Origin of the sequence: Arthrobacter sp. zg-Y750 (assembly GCF_020907365.1) — a bacterium.
GTDB lineage: Bacteria > Actinomycetota > Actinomycetes > Actinomycetales > Micrococcaceae > Arthrobacter_B.
Genome location: NZ_JAJJOC010000005.1, coordinates 30,378 through 47,848, shown reverse-complemented (window position 1 = coordinate 47,848; position 17,471 = coordinate 30,378). Strand labels below are relative to the sequence as shown.

Below are 17,471 nucleotides of genomic sequence, written 5' to 3'. Positions count from 1 at the left end.
CCCCCCCCCCCCCCCCCCCCCCCCCCCCCCCCCCCCCCCCCCCCCCCCCCCCCCCCCCCCCCCCCCCCCCCCCCCCCCCCCCCCCCCCCCCCCCCCCCCCCGCGGGAGGTTAGGACGCGGCGGGAACGTCCTCGCGTGCTGCGGCAATCTCCTCGGCACGGGCGGCGTTGGCTTCCTCGGTCAGCTCCGCACCGGCGGCGGCATCCCGGGTGAGGTTATCGCCCGTCTCGGGATCGAAGAGATGTACCTTGCGGGTGTCCAGCCACAGTTCGGCGTCGCGGCCGCCGCGGATCCTACTGGCGGCGTCGAGGGTGACCACCACCTGCGGCCGGAGCTCGTCGGCGTCCATGTCCCGCGCCAGGGCGTCCAGCAGTTCACGAACCTCGGGCGTGGGATCGAAGTGGATGTACCCGTACTGCTCATTGCCCAGCCACTCAGTGTGCGTGATGGGCGCGGTGAAGGTGGAACCGTGCTCCAGTTTGTGTCCCTCCACAAGCGACGCATCCTCGAAGAACTCCGGGCGGATACCGACCAGGACAACCTTCTTGCCTGCTGCCTTGGCTGCCTTCTCTTCCGGAATACGGATATCGCCGACGGCGGTGCGCAGCACCCCGTTCTCCAGCGTGGCGGGCAGGAAGTTCATGGAAGGGGAGCCGATGAACCCGGCCACAAAGAGGTTGATGGGCTGTTCGTAGAGTTCCCGCGGGGATGCCACCTGCTGCAGGATGCCCTTCTTCAGCACGGCCACCCGGTCCCCGAGGGTCATGGCCTCGGTCTGGTCGTGGGTCACATAGATGCTGGTTACGCCCAGCCGGCGCTGCATCTGGGAGATCTCCGAGCGCATCTGGCCGCGCAGTTTCGCGTCCAGGTTGGAAAGCGGCTCGTCGAACAGGAAGGCATCGGCCTGGCGGACAATGGCCCGTCCCATCGCCACCCGCTGCCGTTGCCCGCCGGAGAGGTTGGCCGGCTTGCGGTCCAGGTGCTCGGTCAGTTCCAGGGTGGCGGCGGCATCGGTGACGAGCTTCTTCACCTGCTCGTCGTTGTACTTGCCCTTGTTCAGGCGCAGCGGGAACGCAATGTTTTCGTACACGGTCAGGTGCGGGTACAGGGCATAGTTCTGGAAGACCATGGCCAGGTTGCGGTCCCGCGGCGCCTTGTCGTTGACGCGCTGGCCGTTGATCAGCAGGTCGCCGGAGGTAATGTCTTCCAAGCCCACGATCATGCGCAGCAGGGTGGACTTGCCGCAGCCGGACGGGCCCACAAGGATGACGAACTCGCCGTCGGCGATATCCAGGCTGACGTCGTTGACGGCCGGGAAACCGTCGCCGTACTTCTTGACGAGGTGGTTAAGGGTAATAGATGCCATGGTTGGGATCCTTTTCTTTCATCCGGGTGCCGAAGGGACTAGCCCTTGACGGCGCCCTGGGTTAGGCCGGAGACGATTTGGCGCTGGAACGCAAGCACCAGGACAACTACGGGAATGGTGACGATGATGGCCGCCGCCGAAATGGCTCCTGTGGGCTCCTCGAACTGGGAAGCGCCGGTGAAGAACGCCAGGGCGGCGGGAACCGGCCGGGCTGCTTCGGTGGAGGTCAGCGAAATGCCGTACACGAAGTCGTTCCACGCAATGAAGAACGCGATGATCGCCGTCGTAAAGACGCCGGGCGCCGCAAGCGGCACGATGGCCTTGCGGAACGCCTGCCACGTGGTGGCACCGTCCACCTGGGCGGCCTGTTCCAGTTCCCACGGGATCTGCCGGAAGAACGCTGCCAGGGTCCAGATGGAGATCGGCAGGGTCAGGGACAGATAGGGAATGATCAGCCCGAGCCAGGTGTCGTAGAGGCCGATGTTGCGCCACAGGTTGAACAGCGGGGTCACGATGGAGATCACCGGGAAAATGGATACGCCCAGTGCCGTGGTCAGCACGAGGCGCTTGCCGGGGAAATCCAGCCTGGCAATGGCGTACGCGCACAGGGTGGCCAGGATGACGGCGACGAACGTGGCAATGAGGCAGATGCCGATGGAGTTGCGCAGGGCACTCAGGAACAGGCCCTGCGCGTCGCCGACCAGGATCTGCTCGTAGTTGGTGGTTGACCAGGTGTTGGGCAGGAACGTCCCGGAGGTCAGGTCGCTCGGCAGCTTGAACGAGGTCGCAAAGATGGAGGCGACGGGGAAGAGCGCGTACAGGATGACCAGCACCGAGATGATGCCCCAGATCCACCGCCGCTTGGTTGGTGAGGATTTCACTAGTTACCCCCTCGTGCACCGGTAAGGTCCACCTTGAACAGTTTGATGGCGATGAAGCAGATGATGATCACGCAGACGAACAGCAGGACCGATACTGCCGAACCCATGCCGATCTCCAGGCGTGTGATGGAGGTCCGGTAGGCCAACAGCGAGAGCACCTCGGTGCCGTAGGCGCCGTTGGTCATGATGTAGACGTTGTCGAAAATGCGGAACGCGTCCAGTGCCCGGAACAGGACCGCCACCATGATGGCGGCCTTCATGTTGGGGATGATGACCTTGGACATGCGCTGCCACCAGGTTGCGCCGTCCACTTCGGCCGCTTCGGTCAGTTCTCCGGGCACCTGCGCCAGGCCGGCCAGCAGGAGCAGTGAAATGAACGGTGTGGTCTTCCAGATTTCCGATGCCATGATGACGAACAGCGCCGTCCAGGTGTCGGCGAACCAGTTCAGGTCCGCGTCGATGCCCGGCACCCAGCTGAACCAGCTGTTGATGTAGCCCGAGTTGATGTCGAAGGCGTAGAACCAGGCAAAGGCGGAGACCACGGTGATGATGCCGTACGGCACCAGGATGGCGGTCCGCAGCCAGCCGCGGACGGCCTTCAGGGCGCTGTTCATGACCAGGGCCAGGGCAAAGCCGAGGATCAGTTCCACAACCACGGTGATGACCGTGATCAGGACGGTGACGCCGAGGTCCCGCCAGAACAGGCCGTCCGAAAGGATGGTGGCGTAATTGCCCAGCCCCACGAACTCACGGTCGGCAGGCGCGGTCAGGCGGTACTTGAACAGCGATTCCCACAGGGCCAGCAGGATGGGGTAGGCCGTGACGGCCAGCATGATGACGAACGCGGGCCCGGCAAGCCACAGGCCCAGCCGGCGTTCGGCTTTGGCCCTGTCGCTGAGGGGCTGCTTGACGGGACGGGTAGGTGCCGGGGCTTCCCGGGCTGCTTCGACGGAAGTGCTCACAGCAGTTTCTCCCCTCTAAGGACCTCGATGATGAACTCCTGGCTGGTGGCCGGTGTGGAATCCGGGTTTACGTCGCTCGGCGGTGTCCAGGTCTGCTGGATGCCGGTGGAGATTTCGTTGTAGTACGGGGTCTGAGGACGTGGCTTAGCCAGCTCCAGGGAATCCCTGATGGTGGGAGCCATCGGGAAGGTTTCCGTAACCGAGGGGTCGTTGTAGGCGTCTTCATTGGACGGCGGATTGCCGTTGGTGGCGAAGTACTGGGCCTGGTTCTCCGGGGAGACGATGCATTCAATGGCCTGGTAGGCAAGGTCAGGGTGCTGGCTGTTCGAGCCCACACCCAGATTGATGCCGCCCAGCGGAGGCGCGGTTTCTTCGCCTTCCGTCATGGCCGGATACAGGGTCCAGCCAATGTCGTCGATCAGCGTGTCCGGCAGGGCCCCTTCTTCCACCGACGCGTTGGTGGCCGGCCAGACGAAGGGGTAGTTGACCATAAAGGACCCCTGGTCACCCTGGAACTGGATCATGGACGTGTTTTCCGTCTGGGTGGGCAGCCCGGGCCCGCCGAGGCCCTCCTTGCCGATGGTGGAGACCACCTCTGCTGCCTGCTTGCCCGCTTCGGTGTCCAGGCCGAGCTTGAGTTCATCGGCCGGGGCGTCCGGGTTCTCCACGATGGTGCCGCCGGCCGATTCCACCAGTGCGTTGACCCAGACCGTCATTGATTCGGCACGGGCGCCCTGGACGCCGATGTACTTGTCCTGGCTCTTGGCGGCCTCGATGATCTGGTCCCAGGTCACCGGCTTGCTCATGTCCAGCCCCGCAGCTTGAGCGACCGACTTGCGGTACCAGAGGATCTGCGTGTTGGCCCAGAACGGCACGGCCACCACTTCGTCCTTCCACTTTGCGCCCGCGAGGGCGCCTTCAAGAACGCCCTGGGTGGTGCGCTCGGCGACGTCGGCGGGCACCGGGGCAAGGTAGCCCGGTTCCGCGTACTCGGGCACGTTGGGCGGATCAAGGCTCATGATGTCCATGCTCTTGTCGCCGGCGGCCAGGCGCCGGGCCAGCTGCTCCCGCTGGGACGCAGCATCGTTGGGCAGGAGGGACGTTTCAATCGTGTAGGCACCGCCGGATGCTTCGGTGCATTGCTTGGCCAGCTCCGCCTGGCCGCCGGCATCCGGGTTGATGTACCAGGTCAGAGTGGGTGCTGCGCCCTCATCGGTGCCGCAGCCGGTCAGGAGGGTCGCGCCGAGTGCCAAGGCAACGCCGACAGCGGCCCGGGCCCCTTTCCGGGTGCGCCCCCAGTGTCTTGCATCCTTTGGCATCGGTACTGTGCCTCCACCTCGTTGTAGGCGCGGGCTGCAGTACGGCCCGCGTGGCTGTGACTTGCAAACGAACTCTAGGAGTGACTCCCAGCAAACACTAAGCAGCAAGTGCTTTGACCATAGGCCTAGATAGTAATTTACGCCACAAAGAAACGTGCCAAAGCGCGTAGAACCTCAGGTCAGGAGGGCAGCGGCCAGCACCAGGACGGGCAGGGAAGCGACGGTGGTAAGCAGGACGGTGTCCTTCGCGACCAGCACCCCCTCGCCATACCGCGAGGCGGCCACAAAGACGTTTTGGGCCGTGGGCAGGGCTGCCGTAACGACGACGGCGAAGAGCAGGTGGCCTTCCATGCCGAGGGCAAAGCGGGCCAGCAGGTAGGCCAGCATCGGCTGCAGCAGCAGCTTGAAGCCCGAAGCGAGGATCACGTCGGCACGCCGCCCACCGCCGGCATCCAGCGGACGCGAGCCCACCAGGGACAGGCCAAAGGCCAGCAGCATGGCCGGCACCGCTGCGCCGGCGATCAGGGCCACCGGCTCGTGGATGATTTCCGGCAGCCGAAGGCCGGTGGCGGCCAGGAACAGGCCGATAAGCGAGCCCACCACAATCGGGTTGCGGATCACCTGCCCGGCGAAGACTGCCACCGAGGTGCGCCGCCCGCTGGTGGCGGAATCAAGCATCATCAGGAAAAACGGGGTGAAGAAGGCCAGCTGGAAAATCAGCACCGGGGCAATGTAGGCGGCGTCGCCAAGGACATAAACACAAATTGGAAGTCCGAGGTTCGCCGCGTTGACCAGGGACGAGGACATGGCTGACACCAGGGTTTCCGGCAGCGGCCGGCGCAGCCACCAGCGGGTGGCGAGGACGTACAGTCCGCCGGTGGCCAGGGCGCTGGCGGCAGCCACCAGCAGCGGCAGGGAGAAAACCGTGGGCAGGTCCGCGTCACTGAGCGTGGTGAGCAGCAGTGCGGGGGAGGCGACAAAAAACGCGAGCCGGCTCAGGACGGTCTGGGCGTTGTCGCCCAGTACCTTGAGCCGGCCGATGGCATAGCCGGTAAGGATGATGATCCATACAACGGCGAATCCGGTGAGTACCCCCAGCACCCGAAGCTGTTATCCCGCTTGGGCGGCGGAGCTCACGTTGTCGCCCGTGAGCTGGCTGTTGTCCAGGGCGAGCGGCGGACGCTCGGTGCCCTCGGTGACTGCTTCGGCCGGATCCGTGCCCAGCTCCAGGATGCGGTTGGCGGAATTCACGTGGACCACGGTGGGCACGAAGCTGCGGGCTTCTTCGGTGGTCATGTCGGCGTAGGTAATCAGGATGACGGTGTCGCCCACGTTCACCAGGTGGGCGGCGGCACCGTTGATGCCCAGCACGCCGGAGCCCCGCTCGCCTGCAATGGTGTAGGTCTCCAGGCGGGCACCGTTGGTGACGTCGACAATCGAGACCAGTTCGCCGGGCAGGATGTCCGCTGCTTCGAGCAGGTCGAGGTCGACCGTCACCGAACCCACGTAATGCAGGTCGGCATGGGTCACCGTAGCGCGGTGGATCTTGGACTTAAACATTTTCCGGTTCATCGCGGACAAGTCTACGCCGATTGCGGCGGACTTCGAGCCCCGGGGTTGACGGGGGCTCACAGGCAGGGAACGGAACGGACCCAAAGGGAGCGGGCGACGGGAATCGAACCCGCGTATCAAGCTTGGGAAGCTAGCGCTCTACCATTGAGCTACGCCCGCAGCGCCCGGAAGAATCCGGTGCAGTCCCTAACTCTACATGGAACCGCACGGTTGCCGAATTCGCAGTGCGGGGCTCTCACGCCTCGCGTGCGGGGCCGGTGTCCTGCGCTGAAGCCTGCGCAGCAGCGGAGTCGTCCGGACCGCCGCTGCGGGCCCGCTCAACGAGTTCACGCCACCGGCCCTTGACCTCGCGCTCGGGAATCGTGACGGCCTCCGGACCCACCGAGATTTCATAAATGAAGCGGTCCGGTTCACCGTCCACGGCTTCGGGCGGGTCCTGCAGGAGGGGCAGCCAGCGTTCCTGCGCCTCTTCAGGGGTGACCTGCGTGCTCCAGGTGCGCTGCATGCCCGCGAAGCCGCCGCTGCGCACTACAACCAGTCTCATACCATGACGTTAACCTCTTTCCATGCGGCCTGCACAGCAGAAGTTTCTTCGGCTCCGGCCCCGTACCGTTTTTCGGCAGCGGTAATCGTGGCTCCGGCGAAGACCGCGAAAGTGGCGTCCGGCGGGAAATTCCGCTCCGTAATGGTGTCGAACCAGATCTGGCCGGCACGCTCCCAGGCGTACCCGCCAAGTGCCGCAGCAACCAGGTAGAAAGCGTGGTTGGGGATGCCGGAATTGACATGCACTCCGCCGTTATCGGCCGTGGTGGATACATAGCCGTCCATGGTCCCCGGCTGCGGGTCCTTGCCGAGCACGTCGTCGTCGTAGGCAGTGCCCGGAGCCTTGAGGGACCGCAGTGCCTGTCCGCCCACCTGCTCGGTAAACAGTCCTGCACCCACCAGCCAGCTGGCTTCGGCCGCTTCCTGGCCCAGCAGTTTCTGCTCCACCAGGACACCGAAGACATCTGCCACGGATTCGTTCAGGGCGCCCGCCTGGTCCTGGTAGGTGAGCTGGGCGGTGTACTGGATCAGTCCGTGCGTCAGCTCGTGCCCGATAACGGTGAGGGATTTGCTGAAGCGCTGGAATACCTCGCCGTCTCCGTCGCCGAGCACCATCCGGGAACCGTCCCAGAAGGCGTTGTCGTAGTCGTGTCCGTAGTGGACGGTTGCCTCCAGCGAGCGGCCCGCGCCGTCAAGGGAGGAGTGGCCGAAGGCGTCGTTGAAGAGACGGTAGGTGGCGCCCAGCCCGTCATAGGTTTCATCCACCGCCGGATCGGAGGTGGGCGGCTGTCCCTCGGAGCGCACCACGGTACCGGGCAGTTCCTCCAAGCCGAGGGCGTCTGCAACGCTGCGGCGCAGTGAAGGGGCGAAGGCTGTTCCCGCTCCCCGGGCCGGTACCTGGTGCGGGATAGAGCGGACCGCAGCGATATTTGATTCGGCGGTGAGGGTGCGGCGTGCCGCCGCGGCCGCCGTCGCCCGGGCAGGGTCGTCGGCCGCAGCGAGGCGCTTGAGCATATAGGGCGGAACGATGGAACAGATCGAATGAGTAACGCTCGGCTTGGTCACGGTACAGCCCTCCATCTGTTGTGAGGTTCCCAAGCGTAGGCTCCACCACCGACACTGCAAGGGCTAGTACCGCAAAATGACCATCAAATGGCCGTAACGCAACCCAATCCGCCTAATTCGGGTCCGTCCGGCCCGGATTTAGCCCTCCGCTGACGCCTGCCGATCCGAACCGTCTGCATCTTCATCAGCCAGTTCGGACGCTGCGACCAGGGACGCAACAACGTCCGGACCGATTTCCAGTCCCACCTCATGGCCGGGGTTGACCGACATGCCGTATCCCGGGGCGATGCTGCGGATGGTCGCCTCGCCACTGGCCTTCACCACCACGGGAGCCGCTTCGCGCAGCTGCTGCGGAATCCGGTCGGCGGACGTGAAGGTTGCTGCCACCGAGTACTCCGCGTCCGGGGCTTTAAGGACCACGGCCTGGAAGGTGGCCGGGTCGTCCTCCTTGGCCAGGCGTCCCACGCTGAGCAGCTCGGAGGTCCAGATGACGGACATTACTTCACGGTTGCTGAGCCGTCCTTCACGGCCAGCGGTGATGGCCTCTTCCAGTGCTGCGCCGGGGGCCGGGGCATCCTCATGGGCAAGCGGCATCGCCGGGATTTCTGGGGTGTTGTCCGGTTCCATGGAAACTCCTTGGGAAGATCGGGGGGCAAAAACCCAAGTCTGGCATATCCGCCGGTTACCGTGGTGGGCATGGAACGCAATGAGAACACCCGCAGCCTCGAGCCCGGCATTGAACGCGATTTCAGCGACAAGATGAGCTACGGGTCCTACCTCGCCCTGGGCCAGCTGCTCTCGGCCCAGCACCCGGTGAGCCGGCCGGAGCACCATGACGAGATGCTGTTCATCATCCAGCACCAAACCTCGGAGCTGTGGCTGAAGCTGGTCCTGCACGAACTGCTGGCCGTCCGGACGCGGCTGCAGGAGGATGACCTGCGCTCGGCCATGAAGGGAATTGCCCGGATCAAGCACATCCAGCGCTCGCTGACCGAGCAGTGGTCGGTGCTGGCCACCCTGACCCCGTCCGAATACGCGCAGTTCCGCGGCGACCTGGGTGCTTCCAGCGGGTTCCAGTCCTACCAGTACCGGGCCGTGGAGTTCCTGCTGGGCAACAAAAACGAGGCCATGATCGCCGTCTTCCAGGCAGATCCGGAAGCACAGGCGCTGCTGTCAGGGCTGCTGACCCAGACCAGCATCTATGACGAGTTCATCCGCTGCCTGCACCGCCGGGGCTACGCCGTGGACCCGGCGCTGCTGGACCGGGACGTCCGCAAGGCCCACGTCTACAACGAATCACTGCTGGAGATCTTCAAGTACGTATATGAGAACCACGAAGCGAACTGGGACATCTACGAGGCCTGCGAGGAACTGGTGGACTTGGAGGACAACTTCCAGCTGTGGCGTTTCCGACACCTCAAGACCGTGGAGCGGACCATCGGCATGAAGCGGGGCACGGGCGGTTCCAGCGGTGCCGGCTTCCTGCGCCGGGCGTTGGAACTGACGTTCTTCCCCGAGCTGTACGCGGTGCGCACTGAAATCGGCCGCTAGGGGCATGCGCTATTTTTGAAGAGTGCTGATTTCTGACCGCGATATCCGAGCCGAGATTGCCGAGAACCGGATTGCCCTGGACCCGTATGACCCCGCGATGGTCCAGCCTTCCAGCGTTGATGTGCGCATCGACCGCTTCTTCCGGCTGTTCGACAACCACAAGTACGCCCACATCGACCCCTCGCTGGACCAGTCTGAGCTGACCCGGCTGGTGGAAGTTGACCCGGACGAGCCCTTTATCCTGCATCCGGGCGAATTCGTGTTGGGTTCCACCTATGAACAGGTGACCCTGCCGGACGACATTGCCGCCCGCCTGGAAGGCAAGTCCTCCCTGGGCCGGCTGGGGCTGCTCACGCACTCGACCGCCGGCTTCATCGACCCGGGCTTCTCCGGCCACGTGACGCTGGAGCTCTCCAACATGGCCACCCTGCCGATCAAGCTGTGGCCCGGGTCCAAGATTGGCCAGCTGTGCTTCTTCCGCCTCAGCTCCCCGGCTGAGTACGCCTACGGCTCCGGCCGGTACGGCAACCGCTACCAGGGCCAGCGCGGCCCGACGGCGTCGCGCAGCCACCTCAACTTCCACCGCACCGACGTCGGTGGAACCGACGGCGCCGCGGCGGAAGCCGCCGCTTCCTAGCCTGCCTGCCCCGCCCGGTCTCCGGACCGGGTGCGGGGGCCGGGGGAGCGGACCGGAAGCAGGACCAGCAGTCCCAGCAGCAGCACGGCCACGATGCCGATGATGCCGTAGCGCTGAGCACCGAAGATCACGATGCAGGCGGAGAACAGGGTGGGGGCCAGGAAACTGACGGCCCGTCCGGTGGTGGCGTAGAGCCCGAAGAGTTCCCCTTCCTTGCCAACAGGTGCCAGCCGTGCCAGGAACGCACGTGAGGCAGCCTGTGCGGGGCCTACGAACAGGCACAGCAGCAGGCCGAAGATCCAGAACGTGGTGTCCCCGCTCCACTGCAGCCCCAGCATGTCCTGGTTCCCCGGTCCCAGCACCACAACGGCGGTGCCGGCCAGGATCAGCCCGATGAGGGCCCCGATGATTACCGGCTTGGGTCCGGCCCGGTCATCGAGGAAACCGCCGATCACGGATCCGACGGCGGCAATTACGTTGCCGAAGATGGCGAACATGATCACCTCGGAGAGCTCCCAGCCGAATGTTCCCGCAGCGATCACGCCGCCGAAGGTGAACACGGCAGCGAGTCCGTCACGGAAGACGGCGCTGGCCAGCAGGAAGTAAATAGTGTGCCGGTCGGTCTTGTACAGGGCCTTGATGCGCCGGAACAGGAGCTTGTAGGAGGCCAGGAAACCGATCCGCGCCACGGCGTCCTGCCGCGGAACCTCCGGAACCGCGAACATCAGCGGAAGCGCGAAGAGCAGGAACCATACCGCGGAGAACAGGGCTACGGAGCGCAGGTTCAGGCCGTTCTCCGAGGTGACGCCGAACCAGCCGACCTCCGGCTGGACAAAGCCCACCAGCACCAGGGCCAACGCGGCGATGCCGCCCACGTATCCCATGGCCCAGCCGAGCCCGCTGACTTTGCCTACTGAGGCGGGAGTGGACACCTGGCTCAGCATGGCGTTGTAGTTCACGCCGGCGAATTCGAAGAAGAGGTTGGCCACTGCAATCAGGACCACGCCGAGGATCAGGTAATCGGGGGAGGGCAGCACCAGCCAGCACGCCGCCATCAGCACGCAGGTCAGCAGCGTGTTGACGGTGAGCCAGGTGCGGCGCCGGCCGCCGGCGTCGGACCGTTGTCCGGTAATGGGTGCCAGCAGCGCGACCGCGACGCCGGCAACGGCCAGCGCTGCGCCGAGCACCGCGGAGTTGTCATCCGTGTCCCCGAAGGCATTGGAGGTCAGGTAGACGGTGAAGACAAAAGTGGTCATCACCGCATTGAAGGACGCCGAGCCCCAGTCCCAGGCGGCCCATGCCGCTACCTGCTTCCACCGGGCGGCTTTGGAAGCGGGCGCCGCCCCCGCGGGCTCTTTATGTGTTCTGACACTCATGCGCAGAGCCTAACGGCAACCGGCATTTTCCCCGGCATTCCACGCCGCCGTGCGGCTGCTGGGTGTAGCGCCGGCGTACCCGAATAGGAAGGGATGTGTATGCCATGGGTAGAATGTATGTACGACCTTGACCGCCCCCTTGATAACTACAGCGATCACTACAGCCTTTAGCGCTGCACAATCGACGAGAGAGTCCGGGAGATCATAGTGCTTTTTGTGCTCACCGTTATGTTTACGGTGGCACTGGTTGCGCCCATATTTTTCCGGAAGGCTGGCCGGTCGGCGTTCTACGTGCTTGCCGCCTTCCCCGCGGCTGCGTTCGCCTGGCTGATGGCCACGTTCCCGCAGTACACCGGCGCCAACCAGACGCTCGCCTCGGGAGCCCCCAACGCCCCGCCGTCCGTGACCATCCCCTGGATTCCGGACCTGCAGGTGGAACTGGCCTTCCGGATGGACACGCTGTCAGCTGTGCTCTCCATCCTGATCCTCGGGGTAGGTGCGCTGGTCCTTTTCTACTGCGCCCGGTACTTCCGCCCCAGTGATCCGAAGATGGGATCCTTCGGGGCCCAGCTGCTGGCCTTTGCCGCAGCCATGTTTGGCCTCGTGACGGCAGATGACCTGATCCTGCTGTTCATTTTCTGGGAACTGACCACCATCCTGTCCTATCTGCTCATCGGGTACGCGGCCCAGCGCCTCTCCGCCCGCCGGGCAGCGCTGCAGGCCCTGATCGTCACCACCTTCGGCGGCCTGGCCATGCTGGTTGGCATGATCATGCTCGGCTCCGCCGCGCATACCTACCGGATCTCCGAGATCATGGCGCAGGCACCGGAACTGGTGGGCTCGGGCATGCTGGTCAACGTCGCCGTCGCCCTGATGCTGGTGGGCGCCGTGTCCAAGTCAGCCCTGCTGCCCTTCCACTTCTGGCTGCCCGCCGCGATGGCCGCACCCACTCCGGTCAGTGCCTACCTGCATGCCGCCGCCATGGTGAAGGCCGGCATCTACCTGACCGCCCGGCTTGCTCCCGGCTTCTCCGAAACCGCGTTCTGGCACCCCATAGTGCTGGTGCTGGGCCTGGCCACCATGCTGCTGGGCGGCTGGCGTGCCCTGCGGCAGTACGACATCAAGCTGATCCTCGCCTACGGCACTGTGAGCCAGCTCGGTTTCCTGACCCTGGTGGTTGGCCTGGGCAGCCGGGAAGCAGCCGTCGCCGGGATGGGCATGCTGCTGGCCCACGGCTTCTTCAAGGCCACGCTGTTCCTGGTGGTCGGGATCATCGACCACAAGGCCGGCACCCGCGACATCCGCAAGCTCTCCGGAATTTTCCGGGCCGCACCGAAGCTGGGCGTAGTCGCCGTGATCGGTGCCGCGTCCATGGCGGGTGTGCCGCCGCTGCTGGGCTACGTGGCGAAAGAATCCATCTACGAAACCTTCGTGCACTACGGCGAACAGCAGGGCAGCTTTGCGGCCTGGCTGCTGCTGGCCGGCATTGTCGCCGGCTCCATCCTGACCTTCGCCTACAGCGCCCGCTTTGTGTGGGGCGCGTTCGCCGTCAAGAACGGCTGTGCTGCCACCCCGTTCAAGGCCGTGCCCTGGTCCTTCCTGGGGGCTCCCGCAGTGCTGGCCGCCGCCACCGTGGTCTTCGGACTGTGGCCGGCCCCGCTGGATTCGGTGGTGTCCTCCTATGCCGGGCTCTTCCCGGCGGACGGGAAACCGACCCACCTGGCCCTGTGGCACGGGCTGACCCCGGCACTGGGACTGACCGTGCTGACCCTGGCCACCGGTACAGCGCTGTTCCTGCTGCGCCGGCAAATGGAGTCCTTCCAGCGGGACGTTGCCTCCCCGATTGACGCTGAGCGCTCCTACCGCGGCGCCATCGGTGTGCTGGACGACGTCGCCGTCTGGGTCACGGGCCGCACGCAGCGCGGTTCGCTCACCTTCTACCTGTTCGTCATCCTCATCATGGCGATCCTCACGCCCCTTTCGGCGCTCATCCTCCGCTCCGCGCCCATGCCCGAGAGCTTCCGCTGGTTCGACAACCCGCTGCAGGCCGTGATTGGTGCTGCCGTCATCATCGGTGCGGTAGCCGCAGCGCGCGCCAGCAAGCGTTTCCTGGCGGTGCTGATGGTGTCGGTGAGCGGCTACGGCATTGCCCTTATTTTCGCCCTCCAGGGGGCCCCGGACCTGGCGCTGACCCAGATGCTGGTGGAGACAATTGTGCTGGTGGCCTTTGTGCTGGCCCTGCGGTCCCTGCCGGCCCGGCTGTGGAAGCGCGAGCCCAAACGGCACCGTTTCCTGCGGGCCCTGCTGGGCATTGCGTTCGGTGCCTCCATGATTGTCTTCGCGATGTCAGCCATGGCGTCGCGGGTGGCCACCCCCATCTCCCTGGATTTCCCGCAGCTGGCGTACGAGGGCGGCGGCGGATCCAATATTGTCAATGTGACCCTCGTGGATATCCGTGCCTGGGACACCTTTGGCGAGATTTCCGTCCTGGCCATCGCCGCCACCGGTCTGGCGTCCCTGATTTTCGTCCGCGGACGCGGCGATAAGCGCCGCCGCGCCGAGGGCGTGGCCTCCGGTTCCGTGGACCGCGGCCGGGAGCAGTTCGCCTCCACCGGGCGCCGGCAGGCAACCTTGGCCCTGGCCCGCAAATTCTCCAGCGTGGGACGGGATGCCTGGCTGGTGGCCGGCCGGACACTGGCCCCGGAACGCCGCTCCATCATCTTCGAGGTGATTACCCGGCTGCTGTTCCACTCGGTCATCCTCTTCTCGGTCTACCTCCTGATAGCAGGCCACAACGCCCCCGGCGGCGGCTTCGCCGGCGGGCTCATGGCCGGGCTGGCGCTGACCATCCGGTACCTCGCCGGCGGACGGTTCGAGTTGGCCGAGGCGAGCCCCGTGAGCGCCGGAGCCCTGCTGGGCGGAGGCCTGGGCCTGGCGGCCCTGTCCGCTGCCACGCCCCTGTTCTTCGGCGGGCAGGTCCTGCAGAGCGCCATCCTCAAGTTCTCCTGGCCGGTGTTTGGGGAGGTCAAGTTCGTCACCTCCACGATTTTCGACATAGGCGTGTACCTGGTGGTGGTGGGCCTGGTGCTTGATGTCCTCCGCAGCCTGGGTTCGGAAATCGATGAACGCAGCGAGGGCGACGACGACGAAGACGAAGACATAGTGGAGGAACCGCAGATCATTGACCTTGGCCAGCGGCTCGACGGTGTTCCCGGCACGGGATCCCGGCCCGAAGAGGAAGAGGTGGCCCGGTGACCGTGAATATAACCCTTCTGCTGGTGATGGGTGCCCTGTACGCCTGCGGCATCTACCTGCTGCTTGAACGGAGCCTGACCCGGGTGGTGCTTGGCCTGGCCATGCTGACCAATGCAACGAACATCCTGCTGCTGGCAACCGGCGGCCCGGCAGGGTTGGCTCCCATGTTCAACAAGGACCTGGCCGCAGATGCCTACAATGACCCGCTGCCGCAGGCGTTCATCCTCACCTCGATTGTCATTTCGTTCTCCGTGACGGCCTTTATGCTCGGGATCATTTACCGGTCCTGGGTGCTGGGCCGCCAGGACGAGGTCCAGGACGACATTGAGGACCGCCGCGTCGCCAGCCAGAGCAGCTTCGACGCGGAAGACGACGCCGATGTACCGGAGGACACCACGGAATTCACCCCGCCCGAAGAAGCTGAAGAGGCTCCCGGGTCCCAACGCGGCAACGCAGAGAAGGACCCGGAGGTGAACCGATGACTACAGCAAGCCTCGCGCCCCTGGCCGTCGTGCTGCCGCTCCTCGGCGCCGCCCTGGCCTTCATCCTGATCCGGCACCAGCGTTCCCAGCGGGTGGTCAGCGTCAGCATCCTGTCCGTGACGCTGGCACTGGAAGTGATTCTGCTGCTCTCGGTCTGGAACACCGGTGCCGTGGCGGTTAACCTCGGCGGCTGGCTGCCGCCGTTCGGAATCACGATGGTGGTGGACCAGTTCTCCGCCCTGATGCTGGTGGTCTCCTCGGCCATCAGCCTCGCTGTGCTCATTTACGCCGCCGGCCAGGGTATGGCCGACGGCGATGAAGACGGCCCTATTTCGATCTTCCACCCGACCTACCTGATCCTGGTGGCCGGCGTCTCCAACGCCTTCCTGGCCGGGGACCTGTTCAACCTCTATGTCGGTTTCGAGATCCTGCTGACGGCCAGCTATGTGCTGATGACCCTGGGCGGCACCACGCCGCGCATCCGGGCCGGAGTCACCTACGTGGTGGTCAGCGTGGTGTCCTCGCTGCTGTTCCTGATCGCCATTGCCATGATCTACGCGGCCACCGGCACGGTGAACATGGCGGATCTGGCCTTGAAGCTGGGGGAGCTGGATCCGGCGACGCAGCTGATGCTGCACCTGATGCTGCTGGTGGCGTTCGGCATCAAGGCCGCCGTCTTCCCGCTGTCCTTCTGGCTGCCCGACTCCTATCCCACCGCCCCGGCACCGGTGACGGCCGTGTTCGCCGGCCTGTTGACGAAGGTGGGCGTCTACGCCATGGTGCGGACAGAGACCCTGCTGTTCCCGGGAGACCGGATAAATACGCTGCTGATGGTGGTGGCCGGGCTGACCATGCTCGTGGGTATCCTCGGTGCCCTGGCCCAGACGGACATCAAACGTATGCTCTCCTTCACCCTGGTCAGCCACATCGGCTACATGGTGTTCGGCCTGGCAGTCGCATCCGTGGTCGGCATCGGCTCCGCTGTGTTCTACGTGGTGCACCACATCACCGTGCAGACCTCGCTGTTCCTGGTCACGGGCCTGATTGAACGCCGGGGCGGGACGGCCAACATGGACCGCCTCGGCGGGCTGGCGAAGCTCTCCCCGCTGCTCGCCGTGCTGTATTTCATCCCGGCAATCAACCTGGCCGGCATTCCGCCGTTCTCCGGGTTCCTGGGGAAGCTGGGCCTGATGCAGGCCGGCGTCGAGCTGGGCACCCCGCTGGCCTACGTCCTGGTAGCCGCGAGCGCCGCCACCAGCCTGCTGACGCTGCTGGTGATGGCCCGGGTATGGAACCGCGCCTTCTGGCGGACCCCGGAAGACGCCGTCCATCCGGATCCGATCCTGCTGGCCGTCGGGCCGGACGGTGCCAGCCTGCGCAAGTCGCAGGACGTCAGCGAACACACCACGGGCCGGTTCGCCCACCGGGACTCGGTGGACCTGCTGCCGCGCACCATGGTGTATCCCACCGTGGGCCTGGTTGCCCTGGGCGTCAGCCTGACCGTGCTCGCCGGGCCGCTGTTCTCGCTCAGCGACGGTGCCGCCCGGGACCTGCTGGAACGTACTCCGTACATCGAAGCGGTACTCGGGGAAGGAGCGGCTGACCAATGACGAAGGAAGCGCGCATGCGCAACCGGTCCCGTATCCCGCTGCTGCAGGAACTGCCGCTGCTGATCTGGCTGGTGTTCCTGTGGGGTGCCCTCTGGCAGGATTTCAGTGCCGGCAACCTGCTCTTCGGCACGGTGATCGCGTTTATCGTGGCGAATATCTTTTACCTGCCGCCGGTGGAGCTCAGCGGCCGGTTCAACCTGTTCTACGGCCTCGTCTTTGCCGGCCGGTTCTTCTACAAACTGGTGCAGGCCAGTTTCCATGTGCTCTGGCTGGCGGTTGTCCGCGGCCCGCGGATCCGCAACGGCGTGATCGGGGTGAAGCTGCGCAGCCGGTCGGACTTGCTGGTCACGGCCACGGGCCACGCACTGTCCCTGATTCCCGGCTCGCTGATTGTCGACGTCGACCGTTCCACCTCCACCCTGTACCTGCACGCGCTGGACGTGTCCACGGCTGAGCAGGCGGAGAAGGTGCGCGCCGACGTCCTGCAGGCCGAGGCGTGGCTGATCCGGACCATGGGCACCAAAGAGGAACTGGCTGCCCTGCGCGCCGAGAGTGATGAAACCCGTCAGCGGAAGATTGGAGGCAAGGCATGATGAACGTTGCCGTGGTGGTGGTGAGCCTCATGCTGGCCGTGGCCGGCGCGGGGGCGATTTACCGGATTGCCCGCGGGCCGTCGATCCTGGACCGGGTGCTTGCCTCGGACGTGCTGCTGGCCATTGTGGGCGGCGCCCTGGCCGTGGACATGATCGTCTACCGCAACTTGGACTACCTGGCCTTGCTGGTCGCCATTTCCCTGGTCGGTTTCATCGGGTCGGTAACGGTTGCGCGCTTCGTGACGGACAGGCGGTAGGG

General features: G+C 65.3%; 17 protein-coding genes and 1 tRNA gene. 7 read left to right on the top strand and 11 right to left on the bottom strand.

Annotated features, from left to right (window positions below):
* Positions 1-109 precede the first annotated feature (109 nt).
* The 10 genes from LOC57_RS02920 to LOC57_RS02875 form a co-directional block, all read right to left on the bottom strand.
* Positions 110-1,366, bottom strand: a complete 1,257-nt coding sequence (locus tag LOC57_RS02920; RefSeq protein ID WP_227911786.1) for an ABC transporter ATP-binding protein — start codon at positions 1,364-1,366, stop codon at positions 110-112.
* Between the two features lie 38 nt (positions 1,367-1,404).
* Positions 1,405-2,247, bottom strand: a complete 843-nt coding sequence (locus LOC57_RS02915) for a carbohydrate ABC transporter permease (RefSeq protein WP_227911785.1) — start codon at positions 2,245-2,247, stop codon at positions 1,405-1,407.
* Positions 2,247-3,209, bottom strand: a complete 963-nt coding sequence (locus LOC57_RS02910) for a carbohydrate ABC transporter permease (protein WP_227911784.1) — start codon at positions 3,207-3,209, stop codon at positions 2,247-2,249. Before LOC57_RS02910 ends, LOC57_RS02915 begins: the two co-directional genes overlap by 1 nt.
* Positions 3,206-4,528 carry an extracellular solute-binding protein gene (locus LOC57_RS02905; RefSeq protein ID WP_227911783.1) on the bottom strand — a complete coding sequence of 441 codons (1,323 nt, stop codon included), beginning with the start codon at positions 4,526-4,528 and terminating at the stop codon, positions 3,206-3,208. Before LOC57_RS02905 ends, LOC57_RS02910 begins: the two co-directional genes overlap by 4 nt.
* Positions 4,529-4,702: 174 nt before the next feature.
* Complete coding sequence (locus tag LOC57_RS02900) at positions 4,703-5,629, bottom strand: AEC family transporter (protein WP_227911782.1); 927 nt, start codon at positions 5,627-5,629, stop codon at positions 4,703-4,705.
* A 9-nt stretch (positions 5,630-5,638) separates the two neighbouring features.
* Positions 5,639-6,100 carry an aspartate 1-decarboxylase gene (gene panD / locus LOC57_RS02895; RefSeq protein WP_227911781.1) on the bottom strand — a complete coding sequence of 154 codons (462 nt, stop codon included), beginning with the start codon at positions 6,098-6,100 and terminating at the stop codon, positions 5,639-5,641.
* A gap of 88 nt (positions 6,101-6,188) precedes the next feature.
* Positions 6,189-6,259 (bottom strand) — tRNA-Gly (locus LOC57_RS02890).
* Between the two features lie 76 nt (positions 6,260-6,335).
* Complete coding sequence (locus LOC57_RS02885; RefSeq protein ID WP_227911780.1) at positions 6,336-6,644, bottom strand: protealysin inhibitor emfourin; 309 nt, start codon at positions 6,642-6,644, stop codon at positions 6,336-6,338.
* Positions 6,641-7,657 (bottom strand): M4 family metallopeptidase, encoded by a 1,017-nt coding sequence (locus LOC57_RS02880; protein ID WP_227912400.1) that lies wholly within the window; start codon positions 7,655-7,657, stop codon positions 6,641-6,643. Before LOC57_RS02880 ends, LOC57_RS02885 begins: the two co-directional genes overlap by 4 nt.
* A 189-nt stretch (positions 7,658-7,846) precedes the next feature.
* Entirely contained in the window at positions 7,847-8,335 is a 489-nt protein-coding gene (locus tag LOC57_RS02875) for an SseB family protein (protein ID WP_227911779.1), read from the bottom strand.
* Between the two features lie 69 nt (positions 8,336-8,404).
* On the opposite strand from LOC57_RS02875, the gene LOC57_RS02870 reads away from it, so the two are divergent.
* Together LOC57_RS02870 and dcd are read left to right on the top strand one after the other, a co-directional pair.
* The gene (locus tag LOC57_RS02870) at positions 8,405-9,259 is read left to right on the top strand and encodes a tryptophan 2,3-dioxygenase (protein ID WP_227911778.1); all 855 of its coding nucleotides are present in this window, start codon (positions 8,405-8,407) and stop codon (positions 9,257-9,259) included.
* A 22-nt stretch (positions 9,260-9,281) separates the two neighbouring features.
* A complete protein-coding gene (gene dcd, locus LOC57_RS02865; RefSeq protein ID WP_227911777.1) occupies positions 9,282-9,896 on the top strand; it encodes a dCTP deaminase in 615 nt (204 codons plus the stop codon).
* On the opposite strand, the gene LOC57_RS02860 is transcribed toward dcd, so the two are convergent.
* Entirely contained in the window at positions 9,893-11,272 is a 1,380-nt protein-coding gene (locus LOC57_RS02860) for an MFS transporter (protein ID WP_227911776.1), read from the bottom strand. The two genes, dcd and LOC57_RS02860, sit on opposite strands and share 4 nt — an antisense overlap.
* Positions 11,273-11,479: 207 nt before the next feature.
* Here LOC57_RS02860 and LOC57_RS02855 point away from each other — a divergent pair, with 207 nt between their 5' ends.
* Genes LOC57_RS02855 through LOC57_RS02835 form a run of 5 tightly spaced genes read left to right on the top strand, consistent with a single transcriptional unit; the run spans position 11,480 to position 17,469 of the window.
* Positions 11,480-14,527, top strand: coding sequence for a Na+/H+ antiporter subunit A (locus tag LOC57_RS02855; RefSeq protein ID WP_229957947.1), 3,048 nt, complete (start codon positions 11,480-11,482; stop codon positions 14,525-14,527).
* Entirely contained in the window at positions 14,524-15,009 is a 486-nt protein-coding gene (locus LOC57_RS02850) for a Na(+)/H(+) antiporter subunit C (RefSeq protein WP_227911774.1), read from the top strand. Before LOC57_RS02855 ends, LOC57_RS02850 begins: the two co-directional genes overlap by 4 nt.
* Positions 15,006-16,619, top strand: coding sequence for a Na+/H+ antiporter subunit D (locus LOC57_RS02845; protein WP_227911773.1), 1,614 nt, complete (start codon positions 15,006-15,008; stop codon positions 16,617-16,619). The genes LOC57_RS02850 and LOC57_RS02845 overlap by 4 nt, the downstream gene beginning before the upstream one ends.
* Positions 16,616-17,212 carry a Na+/H+ antiporter subunit E gene (locus tag LOC57_RS02840; protein ID WP_229957945.1) on the top strand — a complete coding sequence of 199 codons (597 nt, stop codon included), beginning with the start codon at positions 16,616-16,618 and terminating at the stop codon, positions 17,210-17,212. The genes LOC57_RS02845 and LOC57_RS02840 overlap by 4 nt, the downstream gene beginning before the upstream one ends.
* Positions 17,209-17,469, top strand: a complete 261-nt coding sequence (locus LOC57_RS02835; protein ID WP_227911771.1) for a monovalent cation/H+ antiporter complex subunit F — start codon at positions 17,209-17,211, stop codon at positions 17,467-17,469. Before LOC57_RS02840 ends, LOC57_RS02835 begins: the two co-directional genes overlap by 4 nt.
* Positions 17,470-17,471 lie beyond the last annotated feature (2 nt).

Coding starts and splice junctions, on each gene's coding strand:
- LOC57_RS02870 (WP_227911778.1), top strand. CDS start 8,405: ATGGAACGCAATGAGAACACCCGCAGCCTCGAGCCCGGCATTGAACGC.
- LOC57_RS02905 (WP_227911783.1), bottom strand. CDS start 4,528: ATGCCAAAGGATGCAAGACACTGGGGGCGCACCCGGAAAGGGGCCCGG.
- LOC57_RS02880 (WP_227912400.1), bottom strand. CDS start 7,657: ATGCTCAAGCGCCTCGCTGCGGCCGACGACCCTGCCCGGGCGACGGCG.
- LOC57_RS02885 (WP_227911780.1), bottom strand. CDS start 6,644: ATGAGACTGGTTGTAGTGCGCAGCGGCGGCTTCGCGGGCATGCAGCGC.
- panD (WP_227911781.1), bottom strand. CDS start 6,100: ATGAACCGGAAAATGTTTAAGTCCAAGATCCACCGCGCTACGGTGACC.
- LOC57_RS02835 (WP_227911771.1), top strand. CDS start 17,209: ATGATGAACGTTGCCGTGGTGGTGGTGAGCCTCATGCTGGCCGTGGCC.
- LOC57_RS02860 (WP_227911776.1), bottom strand. CDS start 11,272: ATGAGTGTCAGAACACATAAAGAGCCCGCGGGGGCGGCGCCCGCTTCC.
- LOC57_RS02875 (WP_227911779.1), bottom strand. CDS start 8,335: ATGGAACCGGACAACACCCCAGAAATCCCGGCGATGCCGCTTGCCCAT.
- LOC57_RS02920 (WP_227911786.1), bottom strand. CDS start 1,366: ATGGCATCTATTACCCTTAACCACCTCGTCAAGAAGTACGGCGACGGT.
- LOC57_RS02845 (WP_227911773.1), top strand. CDS start 15,006: ATGACTACAGCAAGCCTCGCGCCCCTGGCCGTCGTGCTGCCGCTCCTC.
- LOC57_RS02840 (WP_229957945.1), top strand. CDS start 16,616: ATGACGAAGGAAGCGCGCATGCGCAACCGGTCCCGTATCCCGCTGCTG.